The sequence below is a fragment of the Variovorax raffinosi genome, from assembly GCF_051216615.1.
Lineage (GTDB): Bacteria > Pseudomonadota > Gammaproteobacteria > Burkholderiales > Burkholderiaceae_C > Variovorax.
Map to the genome: position 1 here is coordinate 212,765 of NZ_JBPJZR010000009.1, position 25,070 is coordinate 237,834.

Here is a 25,070-nt window from a genome sequence, read left to right on the forward strand (position 1 = left end):
TGGTTGTTCCTGTGCGATCGCAGAGGTTAGCGAAGACACGTGTTTCATGCTTCCGCTCCGCGCGATGCCACGCCTTCTTCAAGCAGCCATTCGCGAAACGCCGCGAACGCAGGCAGGTCGAGCCGGTCGGGCCGGTAGCAGAGGTAGTGGCCCTGGTTCACGCTCACCGGCGTGCCGCAGGGGCTCAGCAGCGCGCCTTCCGCCAATTCTTCCTGCACCAGCAGCTTGGGCACCAGCCCGATGCCCAGCCCGTTGAGTGCCGCCTGGATCAGCGCCGAATACTGCGCGAAACGCGGGCCGGCCACGGTCTGCACCTCGGGCACACCATGCTGCGCGGCCCATTGCCGCCAGGCCGTGGGTGCGCCTTCGTGATGCAGCAGCGTGTGGCCCACGATGTCGGCCGGCTGCGCGATGCGGTGGCGCCCCTCGACCAGCGAGCGCGCCACGATCAGCACGAACTCGCGCCCCGCGATGTATTCGGACACCACGCCGGGCCAGCCGTCGGGGCCGTAGCGGATCGCGGCATCGACGCCGGCCGGAATGCCGTCGCTCGGCTCCAGGTGGCGGCTGAAGCTCAGCATCACATGGCGGCTCTTCTGGCTGAAGGCCGGCAGGCGCGGAATGAGCCACTTGGTCAGGAAGGTGGGCACGCTCGCCAGCGTGAGAAGGCCCGCGCCGGCATCGCCCGAGCGGGCCTCGAAGGTCGCGGTCTCGATGGCGCGCAGGCCGCCCGAAATCTTCTGCCAGTACACGCGCCCCTGCGGCGTGAGCTGCACGCCACGACCATTCTTCTGCAGCAGCTCGCGGCCCAGGAAGGCTTCGAGCCCCGCGATCTGCTTGCTGACCGCGCTCACGGTGATGCACAGGGCACCGGCCGCCAGCGTGATGCTCTCGTGGCGCGCCACCGCATCGAAGGCCAGCAGCTCCTGGATGGTGGGGCAGTCACGCTTCATGCATGGGGCCGGTTGATGAAATCTTGGTGAAAAACATTTTCCAATTGCTCAAGTGTCGTCATCCAACTTTCACCCATAGGTTCTCAGGTGCTTCCTAGAATTCGGGGAACGCTGCGGCACGCCTTGCGCAGACAGTAGCGCATCCGGAAAGTATGCCGGGTGTCCATGACACTGGAGACAACCTTGGTTCGCGGCATCTCGCTCATCTACGGCCTGTACCTGCTGCTGCCCATTGCCCTGCTGCTGCTCGGCAGCTTTGGCGGCAACTGGACCAACACGCTGCTGCCCACCGGCATCACGGGTCAGTGGTATGTAGCCCTGTGGCTCGACACATCCTTTCGCAAGGCCTTCGTCAGCAGCCTCGTGGTGGCCATGTCGGCCTGCGCCATCAACACCGTGCTGGCGCTGCCGCTGGCCTATGCGCTGTACCACGGCGCGCGGCGCGGCGGCAGCCTGGCGGCGCGCATCGTGAGCGCCACGCCGGTGGCCGTGCCGCCGATCACCATGGCCTTCGGCTACATGATCGTGTTCAACACCGACCTGGCGCCCTGGCTGGGCTCGATGCCGTTGCTGATTGCGGCGCACGCGATCCTCACGCTGCCCTACCTCACGAACACGCTGCTGGCGGACCTGCGCCACCTCGACCTGGGCCGGCTCGAACAGGCCGCTGCCACGCTCGGCGCCTCGGGCTGGCAGCAGTTCACCGGCATCGTCATGCCCAGCCTGCGCCAGAGCCTGATCAGCGGGCTGGTGATGGTGGCCGCCATTTCGGTGGGCGAGTTCGGCGTGTCGAACCTGCTCACGAGTTTTCAGAACCGCACCTACCCGGTGGTGCTGCTGCAGGCCTTCTATGGCGCGACGGGCTTTGCCTGCGCGGCCACGGTGATCCTTCTTGTGCTGGCGAGTGCGTCGGCGCTTCTTTCTTCTTCCCTTGTGAAGCAGCGCGCATGAGCCTCTTGTTTGACGACGTCAGCTACAACTACCCGGGCAGCACGCACGGCCTGCACGACGTGTCGCTCGACGTGCGCACCGGCGAACTGGTGGCGGTGATCGGGCCCAGCGGCTCGGGCAAGTCGACGCTGCTCAAGCTGGCGGCGGGCCTGGAGACCGGCCACACCGGCCGCATCGCGCTCGGCGGCGAAGACATGTCGCGCACGCCGGTGCACCAGCGCCACATCGGCATGGTGTTCCAGAGCTATGCGCTGTTTCCGCACCTGAGCGTGCTGGACAACGTGGCCTACGGCCTGAAGCTGCGCAAGGTCGATACGACAGCCCGGCGCAAGCGCGCGCAGGAGCTGCTCGACATCGTGGGGCTGGGCGAGTACGCGCAGCGCGCCGTGGCGCAGCTCTCGGGTGGACAACAGCAGCGCGTGGCCCTGGCGCGCGCACTGGCCATCGACCCGCGCGCACTGCTGCTCGACGAGCCGCTGTCGGCGCTCGATGCCAGCGTGCGCGGCCACCTGCGCGACCAGATCCGTTCGATACAACAACGCTTCAACGCGACCACGCTGCTGGTCACGCACGACCAGGAAGAAGCGCTGGTGATGGCCGACCGCGTGGCCATGCTCAAGGACGGCCGGCTGCTGCAGATCGCCACGCCGCGCGAGATCTACGAGAACCCCGCAAGCCGCGTGGTGGCGGAGTTCGTCGGGCTCTCGACGATCCTGCCGGGCAAGGTGGCATCACCGGGCCGGCTCGACATGGGCTTTGCCGAACTCTTCGCCGACACCGGCAGCCGCACCTTCGGCACGCCGGTGCATGTGCTTGTGCGGCCCGAGCACATCCAGCCCGATCCGCCGTCCGACAGCGTGAACCGCCTCGCGGGGCACACCGGCGCGCAGCGCTACCTGGGCGCACTCACGCGCTACGACTTCGAGGTGGAGGGCGCGGGCAAGCCCTTTCTTGCCGAGTCGGCGGCACCGGCTGCACAAGCGATTGCCATCGCGCCCGAACACCTCCGCTTGCTCGACCACTGACCCCTTCCTCCATTTCATCCATTTCCTTCCAAGGAGCCACCATGCAACGCAGACATCTGATCCAGGCCGCCGGCGCATTGCCGCTGGCCACGCTCGCGGCCCGTACCGCCTTTGCCTTCGACGGCCCCGAGCTGTATGCGGGCGAGAAGGCGCTGTACGCCGAAGCGCAAAAGGAAGGCCTGTGCGTGTCCTTCGACACCGGCCCCGAATGGGCCAACTGGAAGTCGCTGTTCCGCGACTTCAAGAAGCGCTACCCCGAGATCGAGCTGACCTACAACGACATCGGCTCCGCCGCCACCGTGGTCTCGCTCGAAAAGACCAAGCGCCGCCCGCAGGCCGACACCGCCTACTACTTCGCGGCCTCGGCCGTCGACGCCGCGAAGAAGGACGTGGTCGCGCCCTTCAAGCCCGTCAACTTCGACAAGCTGCCTCCCGTGTTCCGCGAGGCCGAGGGCCGCTGGTTCACCATCCACACGCTCAACATCGCTTTCCTGGTCAACAAGAAGCTGGTGAAGAACGTGCCGACGAGCTGGGCCGACCTGCTCAAGCCCGAGTTCAAGAGCACGGTGGTCTACCTTGACCCGCGCACCACCGGCATCGGCCAGGTGCTGACCTTTGCCGCGGCGTATGCCAACGGCGGCAGTGTCGACAACGTGCAGCCCGGCACCGACTACCTGGGCAAGCTGCATTCGGCCGGCAACGTGCTGCGCGTGGAAGGCACGACACCGTATGCCAAGTTCCTGAAGGGCGAAATCCCGGTGTGGATCAGCTACGAGAACGACGGCCTGAAGGCCAAGCACGTCGACGGCATGGGTGATGCGGTCGAGGTCGTGATTCCGAAGGAAGCCAGCGTGGCCGCGCCCTACGCCATCAGCCTCGTGAAGAACGGCCCGAACCCGAACGCCGGCAAGCTGTGGCTCAACTTCATCATGAGCGAGGCGGGCCAATCGCTGTTCGCGCAGGGCTTCGTGCGCCCCGCCGTGCCGGGCACGCCGCTGAGCGCCGACGTGGCCGCCAAGATGCCGGCCGCACCGCAGATCCGCCCGCTCGACGTGGTGAAGGCCTCGGAGCGCAAGGCCGAAGTCGACAAGCTCTGGGCGCAAGCCGCGCTGGGCAAGTAAGCAACAAGGCCCGAAGGAACGTGATGCGACGCTTTGGCGCCTGGCCTGCATGGGCCTTCATGGCGCTGTTCTTCGCGGTGCCGCTGGCGGCGCTGCTGCCCGAAGCCTTCGGCGAGGGCGGCAGTGCCTTCGGGCGGCTGTTCGGCAACCCGCTGTTCTTCGGCGCGCTGCGCAACACGCTGGGCCTGGGCCTGGCGGCGGGTGCGATCTCGGCGCTGGTGGGCACCTGCATCGCCATCGAACTCGCGCGCCAGCCCGAAGGCCGGCGCCAATGGATGATGACTTTGCTAGGCCTGCCGCTGGCCTTCTCGGGGCTGGTGATTGCCTACGGCTTCATCCTGGCCTTCGGGCGCGCGGGCTTCGTGACGCAGTTGCTCGCGGGGCTGGGCGCCGATCCGGCGGTCATCGGCAGCTGGATCTACAGCGTGTCGGGCCTGGGCTTTGCCTATGCCTACTACCTGATCCCGCGCGTGGCGCTGTCGCTGTACCCGGTGTTCGCCAACCTCGACATGCGCCCGGCGCAGGCCGCGCGCACGCTGGGTGCGTCGAAGGCGCGCGCGTTCTGGGACACGGTGGTGCCCGAGGTGATGCCCTCGGTGCTGTCGAACGCCTGCATGGTGGCTGCGATTGCGATGGGCACGTATGGCACGGCGTTGGCGCTGGTGGGCACGCAGCTCAACATCCTGCCGCTGATGCTGTTGGCGCAGGTGGGCGATGGCGGTTCCGATTTCGCGGTGGCAGCGGCCTTGTCGCTGGTGCTGATGGTGGTGTGTGTGATCGTGATGGGAGTAGGCGATGTCGTTACGCGAAGGCGCGAGCGCGGTGCTGTCGGCGCCGGTCACTGAGGCGCTGACGCGCCTGGCGCAGAAGCAATGGGGTCCGACGCGTCATCGCCAGCCGGTGGCCATGCTCGGCCCCGGCGACGGTGGCCCGGCCGAATGCGAAGCCGCGTACGCGGTGGCGCATGCGTTGGCCGGCGCGGGCATGGCGGTGATTTGCGGCGGGCGCGGTGGCGTGATGGCGGCAGCCTCGCGCGGTGCCACCGAGGCAGGCGGCATTGCCGTGGGCGTCCTGCCCGAGGACGACGATCGCAACGCCAACGAATGGCTGAGCGTGGCCATTCCCACGGGCATGGGCGAGATGCGCAACGGCATCATCGCGCGCAGCGGCGTGTGCCTGATCGCCATCGGCGGCAACATGGGCACGTTGTCGGAGATGGCGATGGGGCTGAAGTGGGGCAAGCCGGTGTTCGTGATGCATGGCGATGTCGAACTGCCGGGCGCTGTGCAGGCTGTTGACGTGAACGACATGCTTGGCAAGGTGCTGGACTGTCTCTTGGCCTGAGTGTCGGTTTGTTCGGGCGCTCTTGTTCAGGGCGAGTGCGAATGACACCAGGAGCTCCCCTCCGCGAATGTCCCCTGGGGCGCTGCGCGCCCCTCCTCCTTTATTTCGCTGCGGGGAGCACCTGGTGTCATTCGCACAAGGGCACGCTGCTGGTGTACCGCTGATCAACAACTGCTCTGTCCAACGCTCGCGCCGATACGGGGCTCTTTTTCGCGAAATAAAGGAGGAGCGAAGCGGGGGACATTCGCGAAAAAGAGCACCGTATCGGCGGGAGCGTCGCCCTGAACAGCAGCCCCAAAAACAAGCCCCGCAAACGACAAAGCAGAAGACACGACAGGCATTGCACAATGCCGTCATGCCCTACATGCCCACCTTCGTTGCCCCCGCCCGCTTCACCGATGCTGCCGCCGCCCTCGAACAGGTCAAGGCCATCTACCAGGGCGGACTTGCCCACCTGCGCGAGTCGATGCTGCGCTTCGTCGCCGGCGAAGCCCTGCCCGGCCGGGTGCGTGCCTGCTACCCCTTCGTGCGGGTGCACACGCACACCGTCTCGCGCCACACGCCGCCAGCCAACGCGGGCCTGAGCTACGGCTTCGTGGCCGGACCGGGCCGCTACGAAACCACGCTGACGCGGCCCGACCTGTTCTCGCGCTACTACCTCGACCAGTTCCGCCTGCTGCTTGAAAACCACCAGGTCGAACTGGAGGTGGGCACCAGCACGCAGCCCATTCCGATTCACTTCTCGTTTGCCGAGAACGACCACATCGAGGGCACCATGAGCGCCGATCGCCGCGCCCTCATGCGCGACGCGTTCGACCTGCCCGACCTGGGCGTGATGGACGACGGCATCGCCAACGGCACCTACGAGGCACGCGACGGCGAAGCGCAACCGCTGTCGCTGTTCACGGCCGCGCGGGTCGACTACTCATTGCACCGCCTGCGCCACTACACCGGCACCGCGCCCGAGTGGTTCCAGAACTTCGTGCTGTTCACCAACTACCAGTTCTACATCGACGAGTTCGTGCGCCTGGGCCACGAAGCCATGGCCGACGAGAACAGCGAGTACGTGGCCTTCATCGAGCCCGGCAACGTGATCACGCGCCGGCGCGGCCTGGCCGCCGGCGCCAGCGACACCTACGCCCACCTGCTGGACGGCAGCCAGGGCACCGCGCCGCCGCGCCTGCCGCAGATGCCCGCCTACCACCTCGTGCGCGAGGACTGCAGCGGCACCACCATGGTCAACATCGGCGTGGGCCCGGCCAATGCCAAGACCATCACCGACCACATCGCCGTGCTGCGCCCGCATGCCTGGATGATGCTGGGCCACTGCGCCGGCCTGCGCAACACGCAGCAGCTTGGCGACTACGTGCTGGCCCACGCCTACGTGCGCGAAGACCACGTGCTCGATGAAGAACTGCCGCTGTGGGTGCCGATCCCCGCGCTGTCCGAGATCCAGCTCGCGCTGGAAAAGGCCGTGGCCGACGTCACGCGCTACGAAGGCCCCGACCTCAAGAAGATCATGCGCACCGGCACCGTGGCCAGCACCGACAACCGCAACTGGGAGCTGCTGCCCGGCAACCAGCCGCAGCGCCGCTTCAGCCAGAGCCGCGCGGTGGCGCTGGACATGGAAAGCGCGACCATCGCGGCCAACGGCTTCCGTTTTCGCGTGCCCTACGGCACCCTGCTGTGCGTGAGCGACAAGCCGCTGCACGGCGAGATCAAGCTGCCCGGCATGGCCAACCACTTCTACCGCGAGCGGGTCGAGCAGCACCTGCGCATCGGCATGCGGGCCATCGACATCCTGCGCGAAGAGGGCTCGACACGGCTGCACAGCCGCAAACTTCGCAGCTTTGCCGAAGTGGCGTTCCAGTAAGAAACGTGTTCCCGGCCGGTGGGCGTCCATCGGGGTTTGTCCCTGCACGCCTGCGGGAACGATTGGCATATTTCGCGGACATCATTCAGTTTCCCCACAGACAACCGGAAACAAGATGCCCCAGTCGACGTCCGCACCTCTCTCCCGCCGCAGTTTCTCGGCATGGATCGCGGCATCGGCCGCCGCCGCAGGCGCGGGGCATACCGCGCTGTGGCCCGGCACCGCCAGGGCGGCCGACGCACCGCTGAGCAGCAAGCTGCGCATCGTCATTCCCGCCAATGAGGGCGGCGGTTGGGACCAGACCGGCCGCGCGCTGGGCGCTGCCCTGCTGGCCTCGGGCGCGGTGGGCAACGTGGTGTACGAGAACATCGGCGGCAAGGGCGGCACCATCGGCCTGGCCAAGTACGTCGAGAAATACGACGCCGACCCCGAAGCGCTGCTGGTCAGCGGCATGGTGATGGTCGGCGCGGTGGCGCTGCAAAAACCCACCGTGACCATGGCCAGCATCTCGCCCGTGGCACGCCTGACCAGCGACTACGAAGTGGTGGCGGTAAAAGCCGACTCGCCCATCAAGACGCCCAAGGACCTGATCGCGCAACTGCGCGCCGATGCCGCCAACACGGTCATCGCGGGCGGCTCGGCCGGCGGTGTCGACCACATGTACGCCGGCATGCTGGCGCGCGTGGCGGGCGCGTCTTCCACGCTGGTCTACCAGGCGCACCCGGGCGGCGCGCAGGTGGTCGAGGCGCTTGAAACCGGCAAGGCGGTGGCAGGCATCTCGGGCTTCAGCGAATTCAGCGACAGCCTGGCCAGCGGCAAGCTGCGCGCCATCGGCGTGTCGTCCAAGCATCCGTTCCAGGGCATCACCTCGGTACGCGAACAGGGTGTCGATGCCGACCTTGCCAACTGGCGCGGCGTGATGACCGGCAAGAAGGTGCCGCCCTACCGCAAGGCCGTGCTGCTCGATGCGGTGCGCCGCGCCACCACGCACGACCTGTGGGTGAAGACCATCAAGCGCAACAACTGGGACCCGTACTGGATGGCGGGCAAGGACTTCGAGAGCTTTCTCGAACTCGACACGGCGATGGCCGGGCCGCTGATCTATCTGCTCAAGCTGAAGGCCTGAGCGCCCGTCTTCCGGTTCCGCTGGTTCAGGCGAACAGCTCGGGCATCTCGCGCTGGGCCTTCGGCGTCAGCGCGAGCGCGCGGCCGTCCAGCTCCTGCCGCACCCAGCCGCGGCGCAGCGACAGTTGCAGCCATGCCGCACCGAGCGCGCCGCCCAGGTGCGGGCGTCGCTCGCTCCAGTCCAGGCAGGCGCAGGCGAAGCGGCGCCGTGAACGCCGCACCGCATCGACCTCGACCCCCAGGCTCTCCAGCGCGATCGCGCCTTCGGCCGTCAGTTCGTAAGAACCGCTCTGCAGGCCGCTGAGCCAGCCCTGTGCATGCAGCCGGTCGTGCAGCGCCACGCCGGCCGTGCCGGCCATGTGGTCGTAGCAGGTGCGCGCGCTGCGCAGGCGGCTCGGCGTGTTCGGCTTGAACTCGGCGGCGCGCGGCGCACCGGCCACCACCATCAGGCTTTCGAGCGCGGCCGCAACATCGTCGTTGGCCAGCCTGAAATAGCGGTGCTTGCCTTGCACCAGCAGCTCGACCAGGCGCTCTTCCTTCAACCGTGCCAGATGCGCGCTGGCCGTGGACGCTGCCACTTCGGCCACGGTGGCCAGCTCGGTGGCGGTGCGCGCGTGGCCGTCCATCAGGCAGTTCAGCATGCGGGCGCGTGCCGGCTCGGCGATGGCGCCGGCCAGTCGTGCCAGTTGGAAGTCGGCGCTCGGTGAAGAGGAGGAAGAGTTCGTGTCCATGTGCCCATCGTAGAACGGCTGCGCATCCGACACTTCGTTCACGGGCGAAGTGTGGCAGCGGCTTCAATCGCACACTGCGGCCATGAACACATCAAGCCCCACTTCCACCGACCTGCCCGTCGATCCGGTCGCGGCCGCCACGCATGCAGACCCCTATCCGTACTACGCCAGCCTGCGCGCGGGTCCGCCGCTTGCGTGGAACGAAAAGCTGCGCCTGTGGGTCGCGAGCCGCGCCGATGTCATCGAACAGGTGCTGGGCGCGCACGGCGCACTGCGCGTGCGGCCCGTCGCCGAGCCGGTGCCGCGCGCCATCGTCGGCAGTGCGGCGGGTGAAGTGTTCGGGCATCTGGTGCGCACGAACGAAGGCCCGGCGCATCAGGCTCACCGGCCCGCGCTGCAACGCGCGCTGGCCGGGCTCGACCTGAATGCCGTGCACGCGGCCGCATCGCAAGTGGCACAGCGCGTGCCGGAGCAAGCGCTGTCCGACACGATCTTCTCCATGCCCGTGCAGGCGGTCGCGCACCTGCTCGGCTTTGCCGACGAGACGCTGCCGCAGGTCGACCGCTGGATGCGCGATTTCGTCGCCTGCCTGTCGCCGTTGTCCACGGCAGCGCAGTTGGAGGCTGCCAGTGTGGCCGCTTCCGAACTGCTGACGCGCTTCGAGGCGATGGCCGCTAGTGCGCCCCCACGCAATGGCACGCTGCTCGCCGCCGTGCTGGCGGAAAGCGCAGCGAGCGCACCGCTGTCGCGCGCGCTGCTCGCGAACCTCGTGGGCCTGCTCTCGCAGACCTGCGATGCCACGGCGGGCCTTCTCGGCAACAGCCTCATCGCGGTGATGCGCGAGCCCTCGCTGCGCCCCGCCCTGCGCACGCGCGATGGGCTTCAATCGATCGTGGAAGAAACGGCGAGGCACGATCCCTCGGCGCAGAACACGCGCCGCTTCGTTGCGGAGCCGATCACGCTGGCGGGAACGCCGCTGGCCGTGGGCGACGCGGTACTGGTGCTGCTGGCCTCGGCCAACCGCGATCCCGCGTTCAACCCCGACCCGGATGTGTTCATGCTTGTGCGCGCCCGGCGCCGCATGCTCGGCTTCGGTCACGGCATGCATGCCTGCCCGGGGCAGGCGCTGGCCTGCACATTGGCAGCAGCGGGCCTCGACGCATTGCTGCGTCGCACGCCCGACCTGCAGGCGCAGCAAGAACGCGGCTGGCACTACAGGCCGACGGCCGCGCGCATTCCCGTCTTTCACTGACGGGCGCGCGGCGAACGCTCAGGCGTGCGTGGAAGCCCAGCGGCCGGTGCGCGCCAGATGTGGCGACAGCTCCGCATCGCCCCAGCGCAGCGGCAGCGCCAACGGACGGCGCAGTGCGTGCTCGACCCGAAAGCGCATCAGGCGTTCCGCGCCCTCGAAGGCCGCGACCTCGGGCCCGTCCCACACGATCTCGGCCGTGACCGCCACGTGCAGCAGCTCGCCGTTGTCGAAGTCGATGAACAGCAGACCCGCGCGCGGATGAGCCGCGAGGTTGCCGAGCGTGTTGAAAAAACGGTTGCCGTTGAAGTCCGGCACCGTGAGCACGTCGTCGCCGTCGATGCGCACGAAGCCCGGCAGGCCACCGCGATGCGACACGTCGACACCGTGCGAGCTGGCATCGGCGTCGTCACCCGCCGCCACATCGTTCGGATAGGCGGTGGCAATGAACAGCGTGTCGGCGCTGCCGATCAGGCGATGGGCCGCCAGGTCGAGCGTGTCGAGCCACTGCACCGGTGCCGCATCGCCGCGCGTCGGCATGAACACCGGCTCGCGCGCCTGGATGTACCGGGGGCAATTGCCGAAGCTCTGCTGCACCTGCACCATGAAGCCGCTGGCGTCGAGCGCCTCGACCGTGCCGTTCATGCGGTTGCGCCGCCGCGTGTGCGGCTCGATGCCGAGCAGGCCCAGCGTGGCACCCGGCGCCAACTGGCCGGCCAGCGGATCGCCTGCGGTGGGCAACGCATCGACGCGCAGGTGCGTCGGATCGGGCGAATGCGCAAAGCCGGCGGGCGCGGCCAGCACGCTGGCCCAGGGCTGCAGGTTCGCATCGAGGCTGCCGACCACGAGAAAGGGCAACTGCGCGAAGAAGGTGCGGTGCTGGTCCGGCATGTAGTCGCGGATCACGCGCGGCCCGGCCACCTCCATCTGCTCGCGTGAACCCACCAGGGCTTGCAACGCGCGCTCGCCGGCATGGAACGGCGCGGCGATCATGCGACGACCGCCGCAAGCCCGATGGCCGTCCGCACCATCGGCACGAAGCCGGGCAGCGCTTCCACACGCACCAGCCAGTCGCGCAGATGCGGATAGCCGTCCAGCGACACGCTGCCTTCGGGCGCATGCGCCACATAGGCGTAGTTCGCGATGTCGGCCAGCGTGGCGGCGGGGCCGGCAAGAAAGGGCTGCTGCTGCAGGTGCATCTCCATCACCGAGAGCAAGGCGTGCGATCGGGTCACGGTCTCGGCCGGGTCGGCGGGCAGGCCGAACAGCGCCATGATCCGCGCCGCCGCCGGGCCATACGCCAGCGGACCGGCCGCCACCGAGAACCAGCGCTGCACGCGCGCCATGCCGACCGCATCGCGCGGCATCCAGCGCGCCGGATCGGGTGCGTAGCGTTCGTTGAGGTAGACCAGGATCGCGTTCGAATCGGCCAGCGTGAGGTCACCGTCCTCGATCACCGGCACCTGCCCGAAAGGGTTGCGTGCCAGGAACTCCGGCGCGCGGTGGTCGCGCTTCCGCAGGTCGAGTTCGATGATTTCGAAGGGCAGCCCGAGCATCGTAAGAAAGAGTCGCACGCGATGCACATGGCCCGAGAGGGCGGTGCCGTAGAGCTTGATGGGTTGCGCGGGACGGTGGCTGGCGGCGGTGGTGTTCATGAGGGATTCCTGTGAATGGGCTGGGCCTGCCCCCAATTCTTCTCTCTTGCGCCTCATGAATGAATAGCCATTCCTGTATTTGACTGCTGCGTTTTCCGGTTTAATCGCGCCATGGATCGTTTCAAGGCCATGCAGACCTTCGTGCAGATTGCCGAGCAGGGCAGCCTCACGCGCGCCGCCGAGGCGCTCGGCACCTCGCTGCCCGCGGTGGTGCGCTCGCTCGCGGCGCTCGAAGCGCACCTGGGCGTGCGCCTCTTCCACCGCACCACGCGCCGCCTGTCGCTCACCGAAGAGGGCCGCCACTACCTGCCCAGCGCGCGCGACGTGCTGCTCGCGGCCGATGCCGCCGACCTCGCGCTGAAGGCCGAGGCGCGCGAGCCGGCGGGCCAGCTCACCATCACCGCGCCGGTGCTGTTCGGCCACATGTACGTGGCGCCCGCCATCACCCGCTTCATGCAGCGCCACGACAAGGTGCGCTGCAGCGTGCTGCTGTACGACCGCACGGTGAACCTGCTCGAAGAAGGCATCGACGTGGGCATCCGCATCGGTGCGCTGCAAGATTCCTCGCTGGTGGCGCAGTCGCTGGGCACCATCCGCCGCGTGGTGGTGGCAAGCCCGGCATACCTCGACCAGCATGGCGTTCCGCTGCATCCGCGCGATCTGGCGGGTGCGCCCTGCGTGCGTGGCCGCATCGATGCGCCCCTGCAATGGGTGTTCCACGAAGGCGGCCGGACCGTGAACGTGACGCTGAGCGGCCGGCTCGAATTCAACCATCTCGCCCCCGCCATCGAAGCGTGCGCCGCCGGCATGGGCTTCGGCACCTTCTTCTCCTACCAGGTGCTGCCGCTGGTGGCACAGGGCCGCCTGAAGCTGGTGCTCGAAGACTTCGAGCCGCCGCCACGGCCGGTGAGCGTGATCTATCCGAACGCGCGGCTGCTGCCGGCACGCACGCGCGCCTTCATCGACTGGATGAAGGCGGAGTTCTGCGGGCTGCGGATGTAGGGCTACAGCGCGGCGACGGGTGCCGGCAAGGGCTTGCCCTCGCACAGAAGCGCCGCATCGCTGGCCATGCTGCGCACGGCTTCTTCAAGCCCGAGGTTCAGCACCGACATGAACTCGCCATTGCCATTGACCCAGTTGGTGCCGGTGCCCATGCCGTGGTACTGGCGCGAAGCAAGTTCGCCGCCCGGCAGCCGGTAGCTGACCTGCAGCACCACGTGCGAGACGAGGTTCAGGTCGGTGGACCATGCGTGCGCCAGGCGCAGCGCCACGTCGGCCGTGACCTGCCGTGCGCCGGCGGGTGTGGGGGCCGGTGCACCGAGCACGGTCTGGAAGCCGTAGCGGCTCATCGACTGCAGCGCGCCGCGCGTCCACGCCAGGCCATCGCCGCTTCGCAGCGACTGCACGGACCTGGGCGTGGCATGCACCGTGGGCATCATCAAGGTGAGGTTGCCGGCGTTCGCCTTGTTGCTGCGCGTGTCTTCGATCTTCGGCAGGTAGAGCGTGCAGTTGGGTGCGAGCAGCGGCTGCGTGATGACCGGCGAACCGTCGGAGCGTGCGGTCGGTGCCGGTGTCGGCGCGAAGACCATGCTGAGCGGCTCGCCCTCGGTCAGCGCATGCGCAAGACCTGGCAAGAAGCAGGAGGTGCAGAGGATGGCGGCAGCCACGCGATAGGTTCGATTCATGGGGCCGTGCTCCGCAGCGAATACATGGCGCCGTCCTGGTCGCGGAACACCACGCGGCCGGCCTGATCGTCGAAGCCTTGTCCGGCCAGCGTGACCCACGAGCCGTTGACGTTGAAGCGCGATGTCTTCACCGCACCCGAGCGCGCACCCGCGATGTCCAGGGCCACGAGGCGCAGCGTCTGCGTCATCGAATCGCGCATGACCGAGCGCAGCACCTGCCCGTCGTTGGCCGTCAGGCGCCGGATGACGGTGGCGCGCGTGCCGCCGCCGATGGGCGTCTGGAAGATGGCGGAGGCGCGGTACGAAGGCTCGCTGTTGCCGCCCTGCCAGAGGATGGCCGATGTGCGCGTGGTGAACGCGCCGAGCCCGGGTTCGAGTGCGTACTGCAGCAGCAGCACCATGTAGGCGGGACCGGACTTGGTGGCGGCGATGCGGGCGTCCTGCTCGGCCTTGAGCGGCATGGCCGTCAGCACCTGCGACGAGCGCACCTTCAGCGGAAACGCGCTCGGCTCGGCCAGCATCGCGTTGATGGCGGGGCCGGCTTCGGTGCGGTAGTCGTAGTCGAGCAGCGGGCCGACGATGGCCTGCACCTCGGCGCTCATGTCTTTCTGGCGCGACTGCTGCACCGACGAATCAATCAGCGCGCCGATCAGGCCGCCGCCGGTGGCCGCGCTCACGCCGGGCGCCTTCGCGGAGAACATGAAGCTTTCTTGCGCCACGACCACGCGCACGTCGACCTCCTGGACCGTGTGCCGGTCCGCGGCCGCCAACGGGCGATGAAAGGGCGCGCAGGCGCCGAGCAACAGCAGCACCGACAGCGCCAACAGGAAACGCAGCATCTTTTGGGCCTCCCCCCGAGAATTGCAATCCGGCGCCGATTGTGCCGTTGCAACGGGCGCAGCGGGCGCCACAGGTGCAATGCGCGCCGCATGAAGTTGCTCGCAAGTCGGGCGGCTTGTCCATCGATTGAAGCGATGGGGCGCGCAATGCGCGGCTGGGTCAGAATGGCCGCGTGCCGCCCTCCACCCCCACTCCTCCCCTCTTCCACGTCAGCCATCTGCACAAGCGCTATGGCGACAACACGGTCGTGAACGACCTGTCGTTCGAGATCGCGCCGGGCGAATGCCTGGGCGTGATCGGCCCGAACGGCGCCGGCAAGACCACCACCATCCGCATGTGCCTGGGCCTGACCGCGCCCGATGGCGGGCAGATCGAGGCGCTGGGCCTGCAGATGCCGCGCGATGCGCTGGCCATCAAGGCGCAGCTCGGCGTGGTCACGCAGTTCGACACGCTCGACCCCGACTTCAGTTGCGCCGAGAACCTCGTGGTGTACGGCCGCTACTTCGGCTTCAGCAAGGCGCAGGTGCGGGCGCGCGTGCCGCAGTTGCTGGAGTTCGCGGCGCTCTCGCACAAGGCCGATGCGAAGCCGGGCGAGCTGTCGGGCGGCATGCGCCGGCGGCTGTCGCTGGCGCGCGCACTGGTCAATGACCCGAAGCTGCTGCTGCTCGACGAACCGACCACCGGGCTCGACCCGCAAGCACGCCACCTGATGTGGGAGCGGCTGCAGGTGCTGCTGCAGCAAGGCAAGTCGATCCTGCTGACCACGCACTTCATGGACGAGGCCGAGCGCCTGTGTTCGCGGCTGTTGGTGCTGGACCACGGCCGCAAGATCGCCGAAGGCCGCCCGCGCGACCTGATCGCGGAGCACCTGGAGCCCGATGTGGTCGAGGTGTATGGCAACGGCGCGCTGGCGCTGGCCGGGTCGGCCGAACTCAAGGCGATGGCGGCGCGCGTGGAGGTGAGCGGCGAGACCGTGTTCTTCTACACGCAGGACGCGCGGCGGTTGCTCGATGCATTGACGCAGCACGTCGGCCTGCGCACCTTTCACCGCCCCGCCAATCTCGAAGACCTTTTTCTCAAGCTCACCGGCCGGCAGATTCGCGAGGACGGCTAGACCATGAACACGACGACTTCAACAACGACGCCCGGCATCACGAACGCCGCGCCGCCCTCGCCTTCGGTGTGGCGCGCGCCCGAGATCTCGCTGCGCTGGTGGCCGGTGTTTCTGCGCAACCTGCTGGTGTGGCGCAAGCTCGCGATACCGAGCCTCATCGGCAACATCGCCGAGCCGCTGATCTGGCTCGTGGCCTTCGGCTACGGCATGGGCGCGCTGGTGGGCCAGGTGGCGGTGGATGGCGTGAAGGTGCCCTACATCCTGTTCCTGGCCAGCGGCTCGATCTGCATGAGCGCGATGAACGCAGCGAGCTTCGAGGCGCTGTACTCGGCGTTCTCGCGCATGCATGTGCAAAAGACCTGGGACGGCATCATGAACGCGCCCGTGGGGCTGGACGACATCGTGCTGGCGGAGATGCTGTGGGCGGCGTTCAAGTCGATCTTCACCGTGACCGCGATTTTGTTCGTGATGCTGGGGCTGGGCATCAGCCACAGCCCGAAGCTGTTCGTGGCGTGGATGGTGCTGATCGGCGCGGGCATCACCTTCTCGTCGATTGCGCTGATCTTCAATGCGCTGGCGAAGGGCTACGACTTCTTCACCTACTACTTCACGCTGTTCATGACGCCGATGATGTTCTTGAGCGGGGTGTTCTTTCCGCTTGAACAACTGCCGTCGGCGGTCAGGGCGGTGGCGGCGTGGCTGCCGCTGACCAATGCGGTGGCGCTGGTGCGGCCGTTGTTCATGGACCAATGGCCGGCCGACTGGTGGCTGCATGCGGGCGTGCTGGCTGTGTATGCGGTCGTCGCCTTCTGGATCGCGTTGGCATTGACGCGCAAGCGGTTCCGGGGCTGAGCGCCTTCAACCGCCGCCATCGGGTTGCGGACGGGCAAGCGCATGGGCCGCAGGGTCGGTGCGCTCATGTCCCCCTGATGCACGTCTGTTCTCGACGAACGCTCGGTTCCCTCGTGTACGTTGCAGCGCCGTCCTGCGTGCCGACCCTGTTCAGGCTCACGTTGCACCTGTCCGCTTGCCATTGCATGCGGGCTTCGTAGTCGCCGCCGACCACGGGCTCGAAAGAGAGGGTCACCACGCAGGTCTTGCTGTCCGCGCTGATCCCCAGCTTCATGGTGATGAGTTCGCGGCGGCCGGCGGGTATGAGCCGCTCGATGAATATGTGGCCGTCGAGCTCGGCGCCCCCGGGGATGCCCAGCGGCTTTTCCTGTGCGCCCGGCCGTGCGATGCCGCTGAAGAAGCCAAGCGCCATCGGGGCTTCGCACTCGCCGCTCGGATAGATCACGGAGGTGACCCCCTTCGACCATTCGGTCTGCTGGCTGACGATGCGCAATCGCGCGACATCCTTGCCTTGAGGCGCCTGGTACGAGGCGGCACAACCGGCCAGCAATACGGCAAGGGCCGCCGTCGAAAGGCGCCGCATGCAGGTGATTCCCGAGGCGGTGGAGAGCGTCAGAGAACTGTTCATGGTTTTCAGTTGAAGGGCTGAGGAATGGTTCACGCGGCCGGCACTGGAGTATGCCGAGCCTTGCCGCAACCGCAGCACCTTCAATTGACAGCTCGATGCGCCCCCACGGATGCAACCGCCACAGCGCTACTTGCCCGCGCCCGTCACCCCGCAGTTCTTCTTCGCCCCGCTGTCGCCTTGCGGCAGCACGATGCCCCAACGCATGCGCAGTTCGTCGGTACCGGCCCACGGAATGTCCAGCGTGCCACGGCAATCGGCGGCGGCCATGCGGGGTTCGAGCAGCATGCCTTCGGAGCGGAACTCCCGTGTGTCGAGGATCAGCACCATGCCGCCTTCGCGCTCCAGCTCACCGGGCGCCAGCCACGGCGAGTTGCGTTCGTCGCCGTCGATCAGCAGTTGCATCGACGGGTCCATCTTCAATGCCACCGCGCCCGCGAACCAGGTGTCGCCCACGAGCAGCTTGAACGGCCGGTCGCCGGCGCGGTCGCGCCAGATGGCACCCACCGCATCGGCGACTTCCTGCGCCGGCAGGTTGGCGCGCGTGATGTAGCCCAGCCGCTTGCTCAGCACACCGTCGACCCAGCCCTGCCCGAGCGCGCCGGCCACATGAAGCACCATCACCGTGGCCACCACGCCGCGCCAGCGGCGACGGCTCCAGCGCTCCGCGTCGAGGCCGGGCAGCATGGCCACGGCCCACAGCGCGGCCGGCAGGAAGAAGGTGGTGAGCCAGGACGCGACCAACGGAATCTTCAGCAGGATCGCGGCGGGAAACACCAGGCACGCGGGCCCCAGCGTGGCCCAGGCCAGGAAGCGCCGGTCGAACGCGTTCAGCCCCGGCGTGGCAATCGAAGGCGATGGCCCCGCCGCCACGGAAGCGCGCGTGAGCCAGGCCCAGCCGACCAGCAGCAGCATCGGCGACAGCCGGGCCACCTGCGTCACGAACACGTGCGTCAGGCGGCGAAAGCCTTGCCCGTGCGAGCCTGGCGCATGGACCGAATGGCGCGCGTAGGCGATCGTTCGCGCGGAGTGCTCCAGCACCCACCACACGTGCGGCGCCATCAGCAGCGCCGCCACGCCGGCCGCCACCAGAAGCCCGCGCCGCACCTGCGCGTCGCGCCACAGGCCCTGCCGCACGATGAAGGCCGCGCCGACCGCGAACTGCACCACCGCGCTGTACTTGGTGAGCATCGACAGCGCCGCGAAGACGCCCAGCCATGCCCAGTCGCGCAGCCTCGACGCCGACGGCGCATGGAGCACGCGCCACAGCATCCACCAGTAGCCGGCCAGCGGCAGCAGTTGCACGGTGTTGTGGTTGTAGATGACCGCGCGTTGCACGTGGTAGGCCACCAGCGAGCCGAGCAGCACGGCCAGCGCCGCGCGCGCCGGATGGACCATCTCGATCGACCAGCGCCAGACGAGATAGAGCGCGCCCACGCCGCAGCCGACACCGGCCGCGTAGGTCAGCCAGGGCTGGCGCCCGCCCAGGCGCACCAGCACGCCCATGATCCAGCTCGGCAGCGGCGGATGCTTGTAGTAGCTCCACTCGAAGCTGCTGCCCCAGAACAGCTCTTCGACGTTGTCCCAGGGCGGGGTTGGATAGAAGTAGCCGATGGACAAGGTCCACAGCAGCAGCATCGCGCCCAGGGCCAGCAGGACGTCGCGGTGCAAGGTGGGCGCCGGCCCGGCGAAGGCCGCAAGGCTTCCCTTCGGCGGAATCAGGGTGGATCGCATACGAGGTCAGCAAGGCTTGCCGGCCACGATGGCAAGCAGGAAGGTAAACAAAAGGCTTCTAGTGTGGCACGGCGTTTACCTTAACTTTACATTGCACACAATTCAATTGCTCGCTATACTTCGCCCCATGCGCTCCGACACCGTTTCCGCCGACGAAATGCTCAAGCTGGACAACCAGCTGTGCTTCGCCGTCTATTCCGCCTCGTTGGCCATGACCCGGCTCTACAAGCCGGTGCTCGAAAAGCTGCAGCTCACCTACCCCCAATACCTCGTCATGCTCGCCCTCTGGGAGCAGGACGGCCCGATGGTCTCCGCGCTCGGCGAACGGCTCTCGCTCGACTCCGGCACGCTCACGCCGCTGCTCAAGCGCCTCGAAGCCAACGGCTATGTGGCGCGGGTGCGCGACGTGGCCGACGAACGCCGCGTGCACATCACCCTGACCGCCATCGGCCGCAAGCTCAAGACCCGCGCCGCCGATGTGCCGGGCTGCCTCATGGCGGCCACCGAGTGCTCGGTGCCCGAACTCATCGCGCTCACCCAGCAGATCCAGACCCTGCGCGACCGCATCAAGAAGGCGGCCTGACACACGACCGGTTTCCTTGTTTCTCCCCGCTTCGATCCAGAAAAGAGAGAAGCTTTTTCCCGTCCCTCCCTCCCTCATCTCAAAGGAATCACCATGACCACCAAGCTCGACAAAGTGCTCTACACCGCAGAAGCCCACACCGTCGGCGGCCGTGACGGCGCAGGCAAGTCCAGCGACGGCGCCATCGACGTCAAGCTGAGCTCGCCCGGTTCCGGCAAGCCCGGCACCAACCCCGAACAGCTGTTCGCGGTGGGTTACGCCGCCTGCTTCATCGGCGCCATGAAGGCCGTCGGCCCGAAGATCGGCGTGAAGGTGCCGGACGACGTCGCCATCGACTCCAGCGTTTCCCTTGGCCCGACGAACGGCGGCGCTGCCTACGGCATCGCCGTCAAGCTGGCGATCACGCTGCCCGGCCTCGACGCGGATGCCAAGCAGAAGCTGGTCGACACCGCTCACCAGGTCTGCCCGTACTCGAACGCCACGCGCGGCAACATCGACGTCGAACTCACGATCGCCTGATCGCCTGATCACCCTGCAGCAGCAACGAACAAGCGACCCGGCCACAAGCCGGGTCGCTTTTTTCATGCCCGCGCTTGTCTCACGGGTGACGCCGAAACGCCGGGTGCGATAGCGCCTTTCACCAAGCTTGGCTAATGTCGCGGCACGCACCGAAGCCCCGCCCCTCACACAACCCGTGGAGATCGACACCATGAGCACCACCAGCCTCCTGATCCGCAAAGACCAGCTCGCCACCACGCGCCTGCACACCGCCACCGACGAACCCTTGGCGGACGGCCAGGTGCGCGTGCGCATCGACAGCTTTGCGCTCACCTCGAACAACATCACTTATGCCGCCTTCGGCGATGCGATGAGCTACTGGCAGTTCTTCCCGAGCGGCGAGGAAGGCTGGGGCACGATCCCCGTGTGGGGCTTCGCGAGCGTCGTGCAGTCGCTGAATCCGGGCGTGCCGGTCGGCGAGCGGCTCTACGGCTACTGGCCGATGGCCTCGGGCGCGGTGCTCAGCCCCGGCCGGCTGTCGCCCGAACGCTTTACCGACGTGGCGCCGCACCGCGCCGAACTGCCTGCGGTCTACAACCAGTACTTCCGCTGCAACGCCGACCCGCTGTACACCGCCGATACGGAAGACACGCAATCGCTGCTGCGCCCGCTGTTCATCACCTCCTGGCTGATCGACGACTTCATGGCCGACAACGATTTCTTCGGCGCCAACACCATGCTGCTGTCGAGCGCATCGAGCAAGACGGCCTACGGCACGGCCTTCCAGTTGCACCAGCGCGAAGGCATCCAGGTGATCGGCCTGACCTCGCCCGGCAACGTGGCCTTCTGCGAAAGCCTGGGCTGCTACGACCGCGTGGTGACCTACGACGCGCTCGACACCATTGCGGCCGATACGCCCTGCGTGTATGTGGACTTCGCCGGCAACGGCGAACTGCGCAACGCGATCCATGGACGTTTTACCGATCTCAAGTACAGCAGCTCCATCGGCGGCACGCATGTCGAGCAGCTCGCATCCAAGGGCGCGGGCAAGGACCTGAGCGGCCCGCGCGCCACCTTGTTCTTTGCGCCCGCGCAGATCAAGAAGCGCACCACCGAATGGGGCGCCGAGGAGTTCGGCCGGCGCATGGTGTCGGCCTGGCATCACTTCATCGCCGAAGCGACCGACGCGAAGAAGCCCTGGCTGCGCGCCGAACATCACATCGGTGGCGATGCGGTGCAGGCCGCCTACGCCCAGGTGCTCGCGGGCAAGGGCGACCCGCGCACGGGCCATGTCCTTTCTCTTTACAAACAACCGGCCGGCAAATAACGCCCTGCGGGTCGCAGTGGCGACAATCGCTGCATGACCCTTTCCCCTGCAGCGCCCGCGAACACCCATCCCTATGAGAGCCTCACGCCCGACGTGGTGCTCGACGCACTCGCGACGCTGGGCCTGCACGGCGATGGCCGGCTCACCGGCCTGAACTCCTATGAAAACCGGGTCTACCAGGTGTTCCTGGAAGACCGCAGTGCAGTGGTGGTCAAGTTCTACCGCCCCGGGCGCTGGAGCGAAGCCGAGATCTTGGAAGAGCACGGTTTCTCGCTCGAGTTGGCTGCTGGCGAAGTGCCGGCCGTGCCCCCACTGGTTGTCGACGGCAAGACCCTGCACCACCACGCCGGATTCGCGTTCAGCGTGAGCCCCTACCGGGGCGGCCGCGCGCCGGAGCTGGACAACTTCGAGGTGCTCGAATGGGTCGGCCGTTTCCTGGCGCGCATCCACACCGTGGGCAGCGCCAAGCCTTTCGAGGCGCGCCCCGCGCTCGACCTGCAGACCTTCGGCCTCGACTCGCGCGACTGGCTGCTGGAGAACGACAAGATCCCGCTCGACATGCAGCGCGACTGGGAAAAGATCTGCAACGAAGCGCTGGACATGGTCCGCGCGACCGCCCTCGCGCTGCAGCCGCCGGCCTCCGACTTCAAGCCCCGCAAGCTGCGCCTGCATGGCGACGTGCACCCCGGCAACATCCTGTGGACGCCCACCGACCGACCTGGCGGCGGCCCGCACTTCGTCGACCTCGACGACGCGCGCACCGGCTTCGCGGTGCAGGATCTGTGGATGCTGCTGTCCGGCGACCGCGCGCAGCGCACCTCGCAGTTGTCGGGCCTGCTCGACGGCTACGAGCAGTTCCGCGAATTCGACCGGCGCGAGCTGGCGCTGATCGAGCCGCTGCGCACGCTGCGGCTCATTCACTACAGCGCGTGGCTGGCGCGGCGCTGGGAAGACCCGATCTTCCCGATCAACTTCCCGTGGTTCGGCTCCAGCGACTACTGGAAGGGGCAGATCCTCGTGCTGGAAGACCAGTGCGAGCAGATGGCGGAAGAACCGCTCTACGCCTGAAGCTCGGCGGCGGCCGCGATGCTCTCGGCCACGCCCTGCAGCAGCCGCTCGACCAGCACGCTCGGCGGCCCGGTCCGCCACACGCCGTAAGCCTCCGACTGCACCACCGCGCGGTCGAGCGGGCGGAACACCGCGCCGCGCAGGGCCGAGTGCCGCATCGCCTGCGGCACCAGCGCCACGCCCATGCCCTGCGAGACCAGCGAGACCACGGCCAGCCAGTGGCGCACCTCGTGCCGCACCTCGGGCAGGAAGCCCGCGTCGGCGCAGATCGACAGGATGCGCTCGTGATAGTCCGGTGAAGCCTCGCGCGAGAACAGCACGAAAGGCTGGTCGCGCAAGTCAGCCGGGGCCAGCACCTTCTTGCGGGCGAGCGAATGCCCCGCGGGCAGGCAACACACGAAGGGCTCCGACAGCAACAGGCGCTGCTGCAGCTCGGGCGGCACGCGGCGCGTGTGGGCAAAGCCGAGGTCGAGCCGGTCGTTCAGCAGCTCGGCGATCTGCACGCCGGAGTTGAGTTCGCTCAAGGTGATGCGCACCGCCGGGTGCGTGGCCTGGAAGGCACGCAGCGCCTGCGGCAAGCCCCGGTAGAGCATGGCGCCGACGAAGCCGATGCGCAGCCGGCCGGCCGAACCGGTGGCCACGTCGCGCGCTTCGAGCGCGGCCTCTTCGGCCTGCAGCAGCAAGCGCCGCGCCGAGATGCGCAGCGCCGCGCCCGCGTGCGTGAGCCGCACTTCCTTGCTGTTGCGCTCGAACAGCCGCGCGCCCACCGACTCTTCGAGCTGGCGGATTGCCACCGACAGCGGCGGCTGCGAAATCGACAAACGCCGAGCCGCCCGCCCGAAGTGCAGTTCTTCGGCGAGCACGGAGAAATAGCGCAGGTGCCGCAGTTCCATGAATAGTCAAATCAAATCGAGCAAGACCAATTCGATATTAGACACGGATCGTCGCGGCTTCAACAATGCGGCGAACCCAGGAGACAAGACCCATGTCCGAGAACGCCGCATCTGCCGCGCCAACAGCCGCGCACGCCCATCCGATTCCCGACCGCCACGGTCAGAACCTGTTCACCACCGACACCGAGCTGCATGCGCTGCTCGCGCTCTACCTGCCCGACGACTTGCTGACCCATATGCAGCCGCACTTCGAGCGCCTGGGCGGCCTGGCGGGCGGCCTGCTCGACGAACTGGCCGGCACCGCCGACCGCAACCCGCCCACGCTGAAGCAGCGCACCCGCACCGGCCTGGACGAGCAGAAGGTCGTCAAGCATCCGGCCTATGTGGAGATGGAGCGCCTGGCGCTCAGCGAATTCGGCCTGGCCGCGATCTCGCACCGCGACGAAACCCTGGGCTGGACCGGCAAGATGCCGCCGCTGGTCAAGTACGTGCTGACCTACCTGTTCGTGCAGGCCGAGTTCGGCCTGTGCTGCCCGGTCTCGATGACCGATTCGCTCACGCGCACGCTGAAAAAGTTCGGCAGCCCCGAGCTGGTCGCGCGCTTCCTGCCGCGCCTGACCTCGCTCGACTTCGACGAACTCGCGCAAGGCGCGATGTTCATGACCGAGCAGGCGGCCGGCTCCGACATCGCGGCCACCGCGACGATGGCCCGACGCGAGGCCGATGGCAGCTGGCGCATCACCGGCGACAAGTGGTTCTGCTCCAACCCTGATGCCGATTTCGCGATGGTGCTCGCACGCGCTGAAGACGGCGTGGCGGGCATGAAGGGTGTGTCGCTGTTCCTGCTGCCCCGCCGGCTGGAAGACGGCAGCCTCAACCACTACCGGATCATTCGCCTGAAGGACAAGCTGGGCACGCGCTCGATGGCCAGCGGCGAGATCCGGCTCGAAGGCGCCATCGCGTACCTCGTCGGCGAAGAAGGCCGCGGCTTCGTGCAGATGGCCGACATGGTGAACAACTCGCGCCTGTCGAACGGCGTGCGCGCCGCGGGCCTGATGCGCCGCGCGGTGGCCGAGGCCGAGTACATCGCCTCGGAGCGTCGCGCCTTCGGCCGCACGATCGACCAGATGCCGCTGATGCAGCGCCAGCTCGACAAGCTGCGCCTGCCGGCCGAGCAGGCACGCACGATGGTCTGCCAGACCGCGCTGGCCCTCGCGCGTTCCGATGCCGGCGAGCCCGATGCCTACGCACTGCTGCGCATCCTCACGCCGCTCATCAAGTTCCGCGCCTGCCGCGATGCGCGCAAGGTGACGGGCGATGCGATGGAAGTGCGCGGCGGCTGCGGCTACATCGAGGAATGGAGCGACCCGCGCCTTGTGCGCGACGCGCACCTGGGCTCGATCTGGGAAGGCACCAGCAACATCGTGGCGCTCGACGTGATTCGTGCCCTGAAGCGCGAAGGCTCGCTGCCGGTGCTGCGCGCGCACTGCGAAAAGCTGCTCGACGACGCGGCGCTCGCACCCGCCTTTGCCAAGGCGCTGCGCGATGCACTGGCACGCGCCGCCGCGCTGGCCGAGACCGCCGCACGCGAAGGCGGCGACGTGCTGGCTCGCCAGGCCGCGTCGGCGCTGTACCACTGCACGAGCGCCATCGCGATGGCGTGGGAAGCCTCGCGCGGCGGCTCTGCCGCGCGCCTGCGCTGGGCCCAACTGGTGCTGCTGCACCGCGTGCTGCCGCGCGATCCGCTGGCACCCGACGCCATGCCCGCCGACTGGAACGCGACGGCCGCGCGCAACGCCGCGGTGCCGGCCTGAACTTTTTCCC

Annotated in this window: 25 protein-coding genes; 16 read left to right on the forward strand and 9 right to left on the reverse strand. The window is 67.9% G+C overall.

From position 1 onward, the window contains the following. Window positions 1–44: 44 nt before the first annotated feature. Window positions 45–953: a LysR substrate-binding domain-containing protein gene (locus ACSFB7_RS25350; protein ID WP_435475057.1), complete on the reverse strand. Its 909-nt coding sequence runs from the start codon at window positions 951–953 to the stop codon at window positions 45–47. Between the two features lie 165 nt (window positions 954–1,118). Between ACSFB7_RS25350 and ACSFB7_RS25355 the strand changes: the two genes are divergently transcribed. The 7 genes from ACSFB7_RS25355 (at window position 1,119) to ACSFB7_RS25385 (ending at window position 8,393) form a co-directional block, all read left to right on the forward strand. Beyond that, window positions 1,119–1,904, forward strand: coding sequence for an ABC transporter permease (locus tag ACSFB7_RS25355; RefSeq protein WP_435475058.1), 786 nt, complete (start codon window positions 1,119–1,121; stop codon window positions 1,902–1,904). Further along, on the forward strand, window positions 1,901–2,929 hold the full coding sequence (locus tag ACSFB7_RS25360) for an ABC transporter ATP-binding protein (protein WP_435475060.1): 1,029 nt from the start codon (window positions 1,901–1,903) through the stop codon (window positions 2,927–2,929). The genes ACSFB7_RS25355 and ACSFB7_RS25360 overlap by 4 nt, the downstream gene beginning before the upstream one ends. Window positions 2,930–2,970: 41 nt before the next feature. After that, entirely contained in the window at window positions 2,971–4,050 is a 1,080-nt protein-coding gene (locus tag ACSFB7_RS25365) for an extracellular solute-binding protein (RefSeq protein WP_435475062.1), read from the forward strand. A 23-nt stretch (window positions 4,051–4,073) separates the two neighbouring features. Then, window positions 4,074–4,895 carry an ABC transporter permease gene (locus tag ACSFB7_RS25370; protein WP_435475063.1) on the forward strand — a complete coding sequence of 274 codons (822 nt, stop codon included), beginning with the start codon at window positions 4,074–4,076 and terminating at the stop codon, window positions 4,893–4,895. Continuing rightward, window positions 4,846–5,394 carry a TIGR00725 family protein gene (locus ACSFB7_RS25375; protein ID WP_435475064.1) on the forward strand — a complete coding sequence of 183 codons (549 nt, stop codon included), beginning with the start codon at window positions 4,846–4,848 and terminating at the stop codon, window positions 5,392–5,394. The genes ACSFB7_RS25370 and ACSFB7_RS25375 overlap by 50 nt, the downstream gene beginning before the upstream one ends. Before the next feature lie 355 nt (window positions 5,395–5,749). Further along, window positions 5,750–7,267, forward strand: a complete 1,518-nt coding sequence (locus ACSFB7_RS25380; RefSeq protein WP_435475065.1) for an AMP nucleosidase — start codon at window positions 5,750–5,752, stop codon at window positions 7,265–7,267. A 115-nt stretch (window positions 7,268–7,382) separates the two neighbouring features. Next, window positions 7,383–8,393 carry a Bug family tripartite tricarboxylate transporter substrate binding protein gene (locus ACSFB7_RS25385; RefSeq protein ID WP_435475067.1) on the forward strand — a complete coding sequence of 337 codons (1,011 nt, stop codon included), beginning with the start codon at window positions 7,383–7,385 and terminating at the stop codon, window positions 8,391–8,393. Window positions 8,394–8,418: 25 nt separating this feature from the next. Here ACSFB7_RS25385 and ACSFB7_RS25390 read toward each other — a convergent pair whose 3' ends face one another. Further along, window positions 8,419–9,123: an ArsR/SmtB family transcription factor gene (locus ACSFB7_RS25390; protein ID WP_435475069.1), complete on the reverse strand. Its 705-nt coding sequence runs from the start codon at window positions 9,121–9,123 to the stop codon at window positions 8,419–8,421. 82 nt (window positions 9,124–9,205) lie between these two features. On the opposite strand from ACSFB7_RS25390, the gene ACSFB7_RS25395 reads away from it, so the two are divergent. Beyond that, window positions 9,206–10,375 carry a cytochrome P450 gene (locus ACSFB7_RS25395; RefSeq protein WP_435475071.1) on the forward strand — a complete coding sequence of 390 codons (1,170 nt, stop codon included), beginning with the start codon at window positions 9,206–9,208 and terminating at the stop codon, window positions 10,373–10,375. Between the two features lie 18 nt (window positions 10,376–10,393). Here ACSFB7_RS25395 and ACSFB7_RS25400 read toward each other — a convergent pair whose 3' ends face one another. Together ACSFB7_RS25400 and ACSFB7_RS25405 are read right to left on the reverse strand one after the other, a co-directional pair. After that, on the reverse strand, window positions 10,394–11,365 hold the full coding sequence (locus ACSFB7_RS25400; protein WP_435475073.1) for a flavin-nucleotide-binding protein: 972 nt from the start codon (window positions 11,363–11,365) through the stop codon (window positions 10,394–10,396). Further along, the gene (locus ACSFB7_RS25405) at window positions 11,362–12,027 is read right to left on the reverse strand and encodes a glutathione S-transferase family protein (RefSeq protein ID WP_435475075.1); all 666 of its coding nucleotides are present in this window, start codon (window positions 12,025–12,027) and stop codon (window positions 11,362–11,364) included. Before ACSFB7_RS25405 ends, ACSFB7_RS25400 begins: the two co-directional genes overlap by 4 nt. Window positions 12,028–12,138: 111 nt before the next feature. On the opposite strand from ACSFB7_RS25405, the gene ACSFB7_RS25410 reads away from it, so the two are divergent. Next, window positions 12,139–13,029, forward strand: a complete 891-nt coding sequence (locus ACSFB7_RS25410) for a LysR family transcriptional regulator (RefSeq protein WP_435475076.1) — start codon at window positions 12,139–12,141, stop codon at window positions 13,027–13,029. Window positions 13,030–13,031: 2 nt separating this feature from the next. Here the strand turns inward: ACSFB7_RS25410 and ACSFB7_RS25415 are convergent, their stop codons facing one another. Both ACSFB7_RS25415 and ACSFB7_RS25420 read right to left on the reverse strand, forming a co-directional pair. Continuing rightward, window positions 13,032–13,712, reverse strand: a complete 681-nt coding sequence (locus tag ACSFB7_RS25415; RefSeq protein ID WP_435475078.1) for a hypothetical protein — start codon at window positions 13,710–13,712, stop codon at window positions 13,032–13,034. Further along, window positions 13,709–14,551: a hypothetical protein gene (locus tag ACSFB7_RS25420; protein WP_435475080.1), complete on the reverse strand. Its 843-nt coding sequence runs from the start codon at window positions 14,549–14,551 to the stop codon at window positions 13,709–13,711. Before ACSFB7_RS25420 ends, ACSFB7_RS25415 begins: the two co-directional genes overlap by 4 nt. A gap of 173 nt (window positions 14,552–14,724) precedes the next feature. On the opposite strand from ACSFB7_RS25420, the gene ACSFB7_RS25425 reads away from it, so the two are divergent. After that, complete coding sequence (locus ACSFB7_RS25425; protein ID WP_435475082.1) at window positions 14,725–15,666, forward strand: ATP-binding cassette domain-containing protein; 942 nt, start codon at window positions 14,725–14,727, stop codon at window positions 15,664–15,666. Window positions 15,667–15,669: 3 nt separating this feature from the next. Continuing rightward, the gene (locus ACSFB7_RS25430; protein ID WP_435475084.1) at window positions 15,670–16,518 is read left to right on the forward strand and encodes an ABC transporter permease; all 849 of its coding nucleotides are present in this window, start codon (window positions 15,670–15,672) and stop codon (window positions 16,516–16,518) included. Window positions 16,519–16,582: 64 nt separating this feature from the next. On the opposite strand, the gene ACSFB7_RS25435 is transcribed toward ACSFB7_RS25430, so the two are convergent. Further along, on the reverse strand, window positions 16,583–17,146 hold the full coding sequence (locus tag ACSFB7_RS25435; protein ID WP_435475086.1) for a hypothetical protein: 564 nt from the start codon (window positions 17,144–17,146) through the stop codon (window positions 16,583–16,585). A 126-nt stretch (window positions 17,147–17,272) separates the two neighbouring features. Then, the gene (locus ACSFB7_RS25440) at window positions 17,273–18,877 is read right to left on the reverse strand and encodes a glycosyltransferase family 39 protein (protein ID WP_435475088.1); all 1,605 of its coding nucleotides are present in this window, start codon (window positions 18,875–18,877) and stop codon (window positions 17,273–17,275) included. Between the two features lie 127 nt (window positions 18,878–19,004). On the opposite strand from ACSFB7_RS25440, the gene ACSFB7_RS25445 reads away from it, so the two are divergent. The 4 genes from ACSFB7_RS25445 to ACSFB7_RS25460 all read left to right on the forward strand — a co-directional run bounded on the left by ACSFB7_RS25445 (window position 19,005) and on the right by ACSFB7_RS25460 (window position 22,353). Next, complete coding sequence (locus tag ACSFB7_RS25445; protein ID WP_435475089.1) at window positions 19,005–19,460, forward strand: MarR family winged helix-turn-helix transcriptional regulator; 456 nt, start codon at window positions 19,005–19,007, stop codon at window positions 19,458–19,460. A 93-nt stretch (window positions 19,461–19,553) separates the two neighbouring features. Further along, window positions 19,554–19,979, forward strand: coding sequence for an organic hydroperoxide resistance protein (locus ACSFB7_RS25450; protein WP_093243232.1), 426 nt, complete (start codon window positions 19,554–19,556; stop codon window positions 19,977–19,979). Window positions 19,980–20,169: 190 nt separating this feature from the next. Continuing rightward, window positions 20,170–21,285: a DUF2855 family protein gene (locus ACSFB7_RS25455; RefSeq protein WP_435475091.1), complete on the forward strand. Its 1,116-nt coding sequence runs from the start codon at window positions 20,170–20,172 to the stop codon at window positions 21,283–21,285. A gap of 33 nt (window positions 21,286–21,318) precedes the next feature. Beyond that, window positions 21,319–22,353, forward strand: a complete 1,035-nt coding sequence (locus ACSFB7_RS25460; RefSeq protein WP_435475093.1) for a serine/threonine protein kinase — start codon at window positions 21,319–21,321, stop codon at window positions 22,351–22,353. Here the strand turns inward: ACSFB7_RS25460 and ACSFB7_RS25465 are convergent. Beyond that, window positions 22,344–23,246: a LysR family transcriptional regulator gene (locus ACSFB7_RS25465; protein WP_435475095.1), complete on the reverse strand. Its 903-nt coding sequence runs from the start codon at window positions 23,244–23,246 to the stop codon at window positions 22,344–22,346. The two genes, ACSFB7_RS25460 and ACSFB7_RS25465, sit on opposite strands and share 10 nt — an antisense overlap. 92 nt (window positions 23,247–23,338) lie before the next feature. Here ACSFB7_RS25465 and ACSFB7_RS25470 point away from each other — a divergent pair, with 92 nt between their 5' ends. Next, window positions 23,339–25,060, forward strand: coding sequence for an acyl-CoA dehydrogenase family protein (locus ACSFB7_RS25470; protein WP_435475097.1), 1,722 nt, complete (start codon window positions 23,339–23,341; stop codon window positions 25,058–25,060). Window positions 25,061–25,070 lie beyond the last annotated feature (10 nt).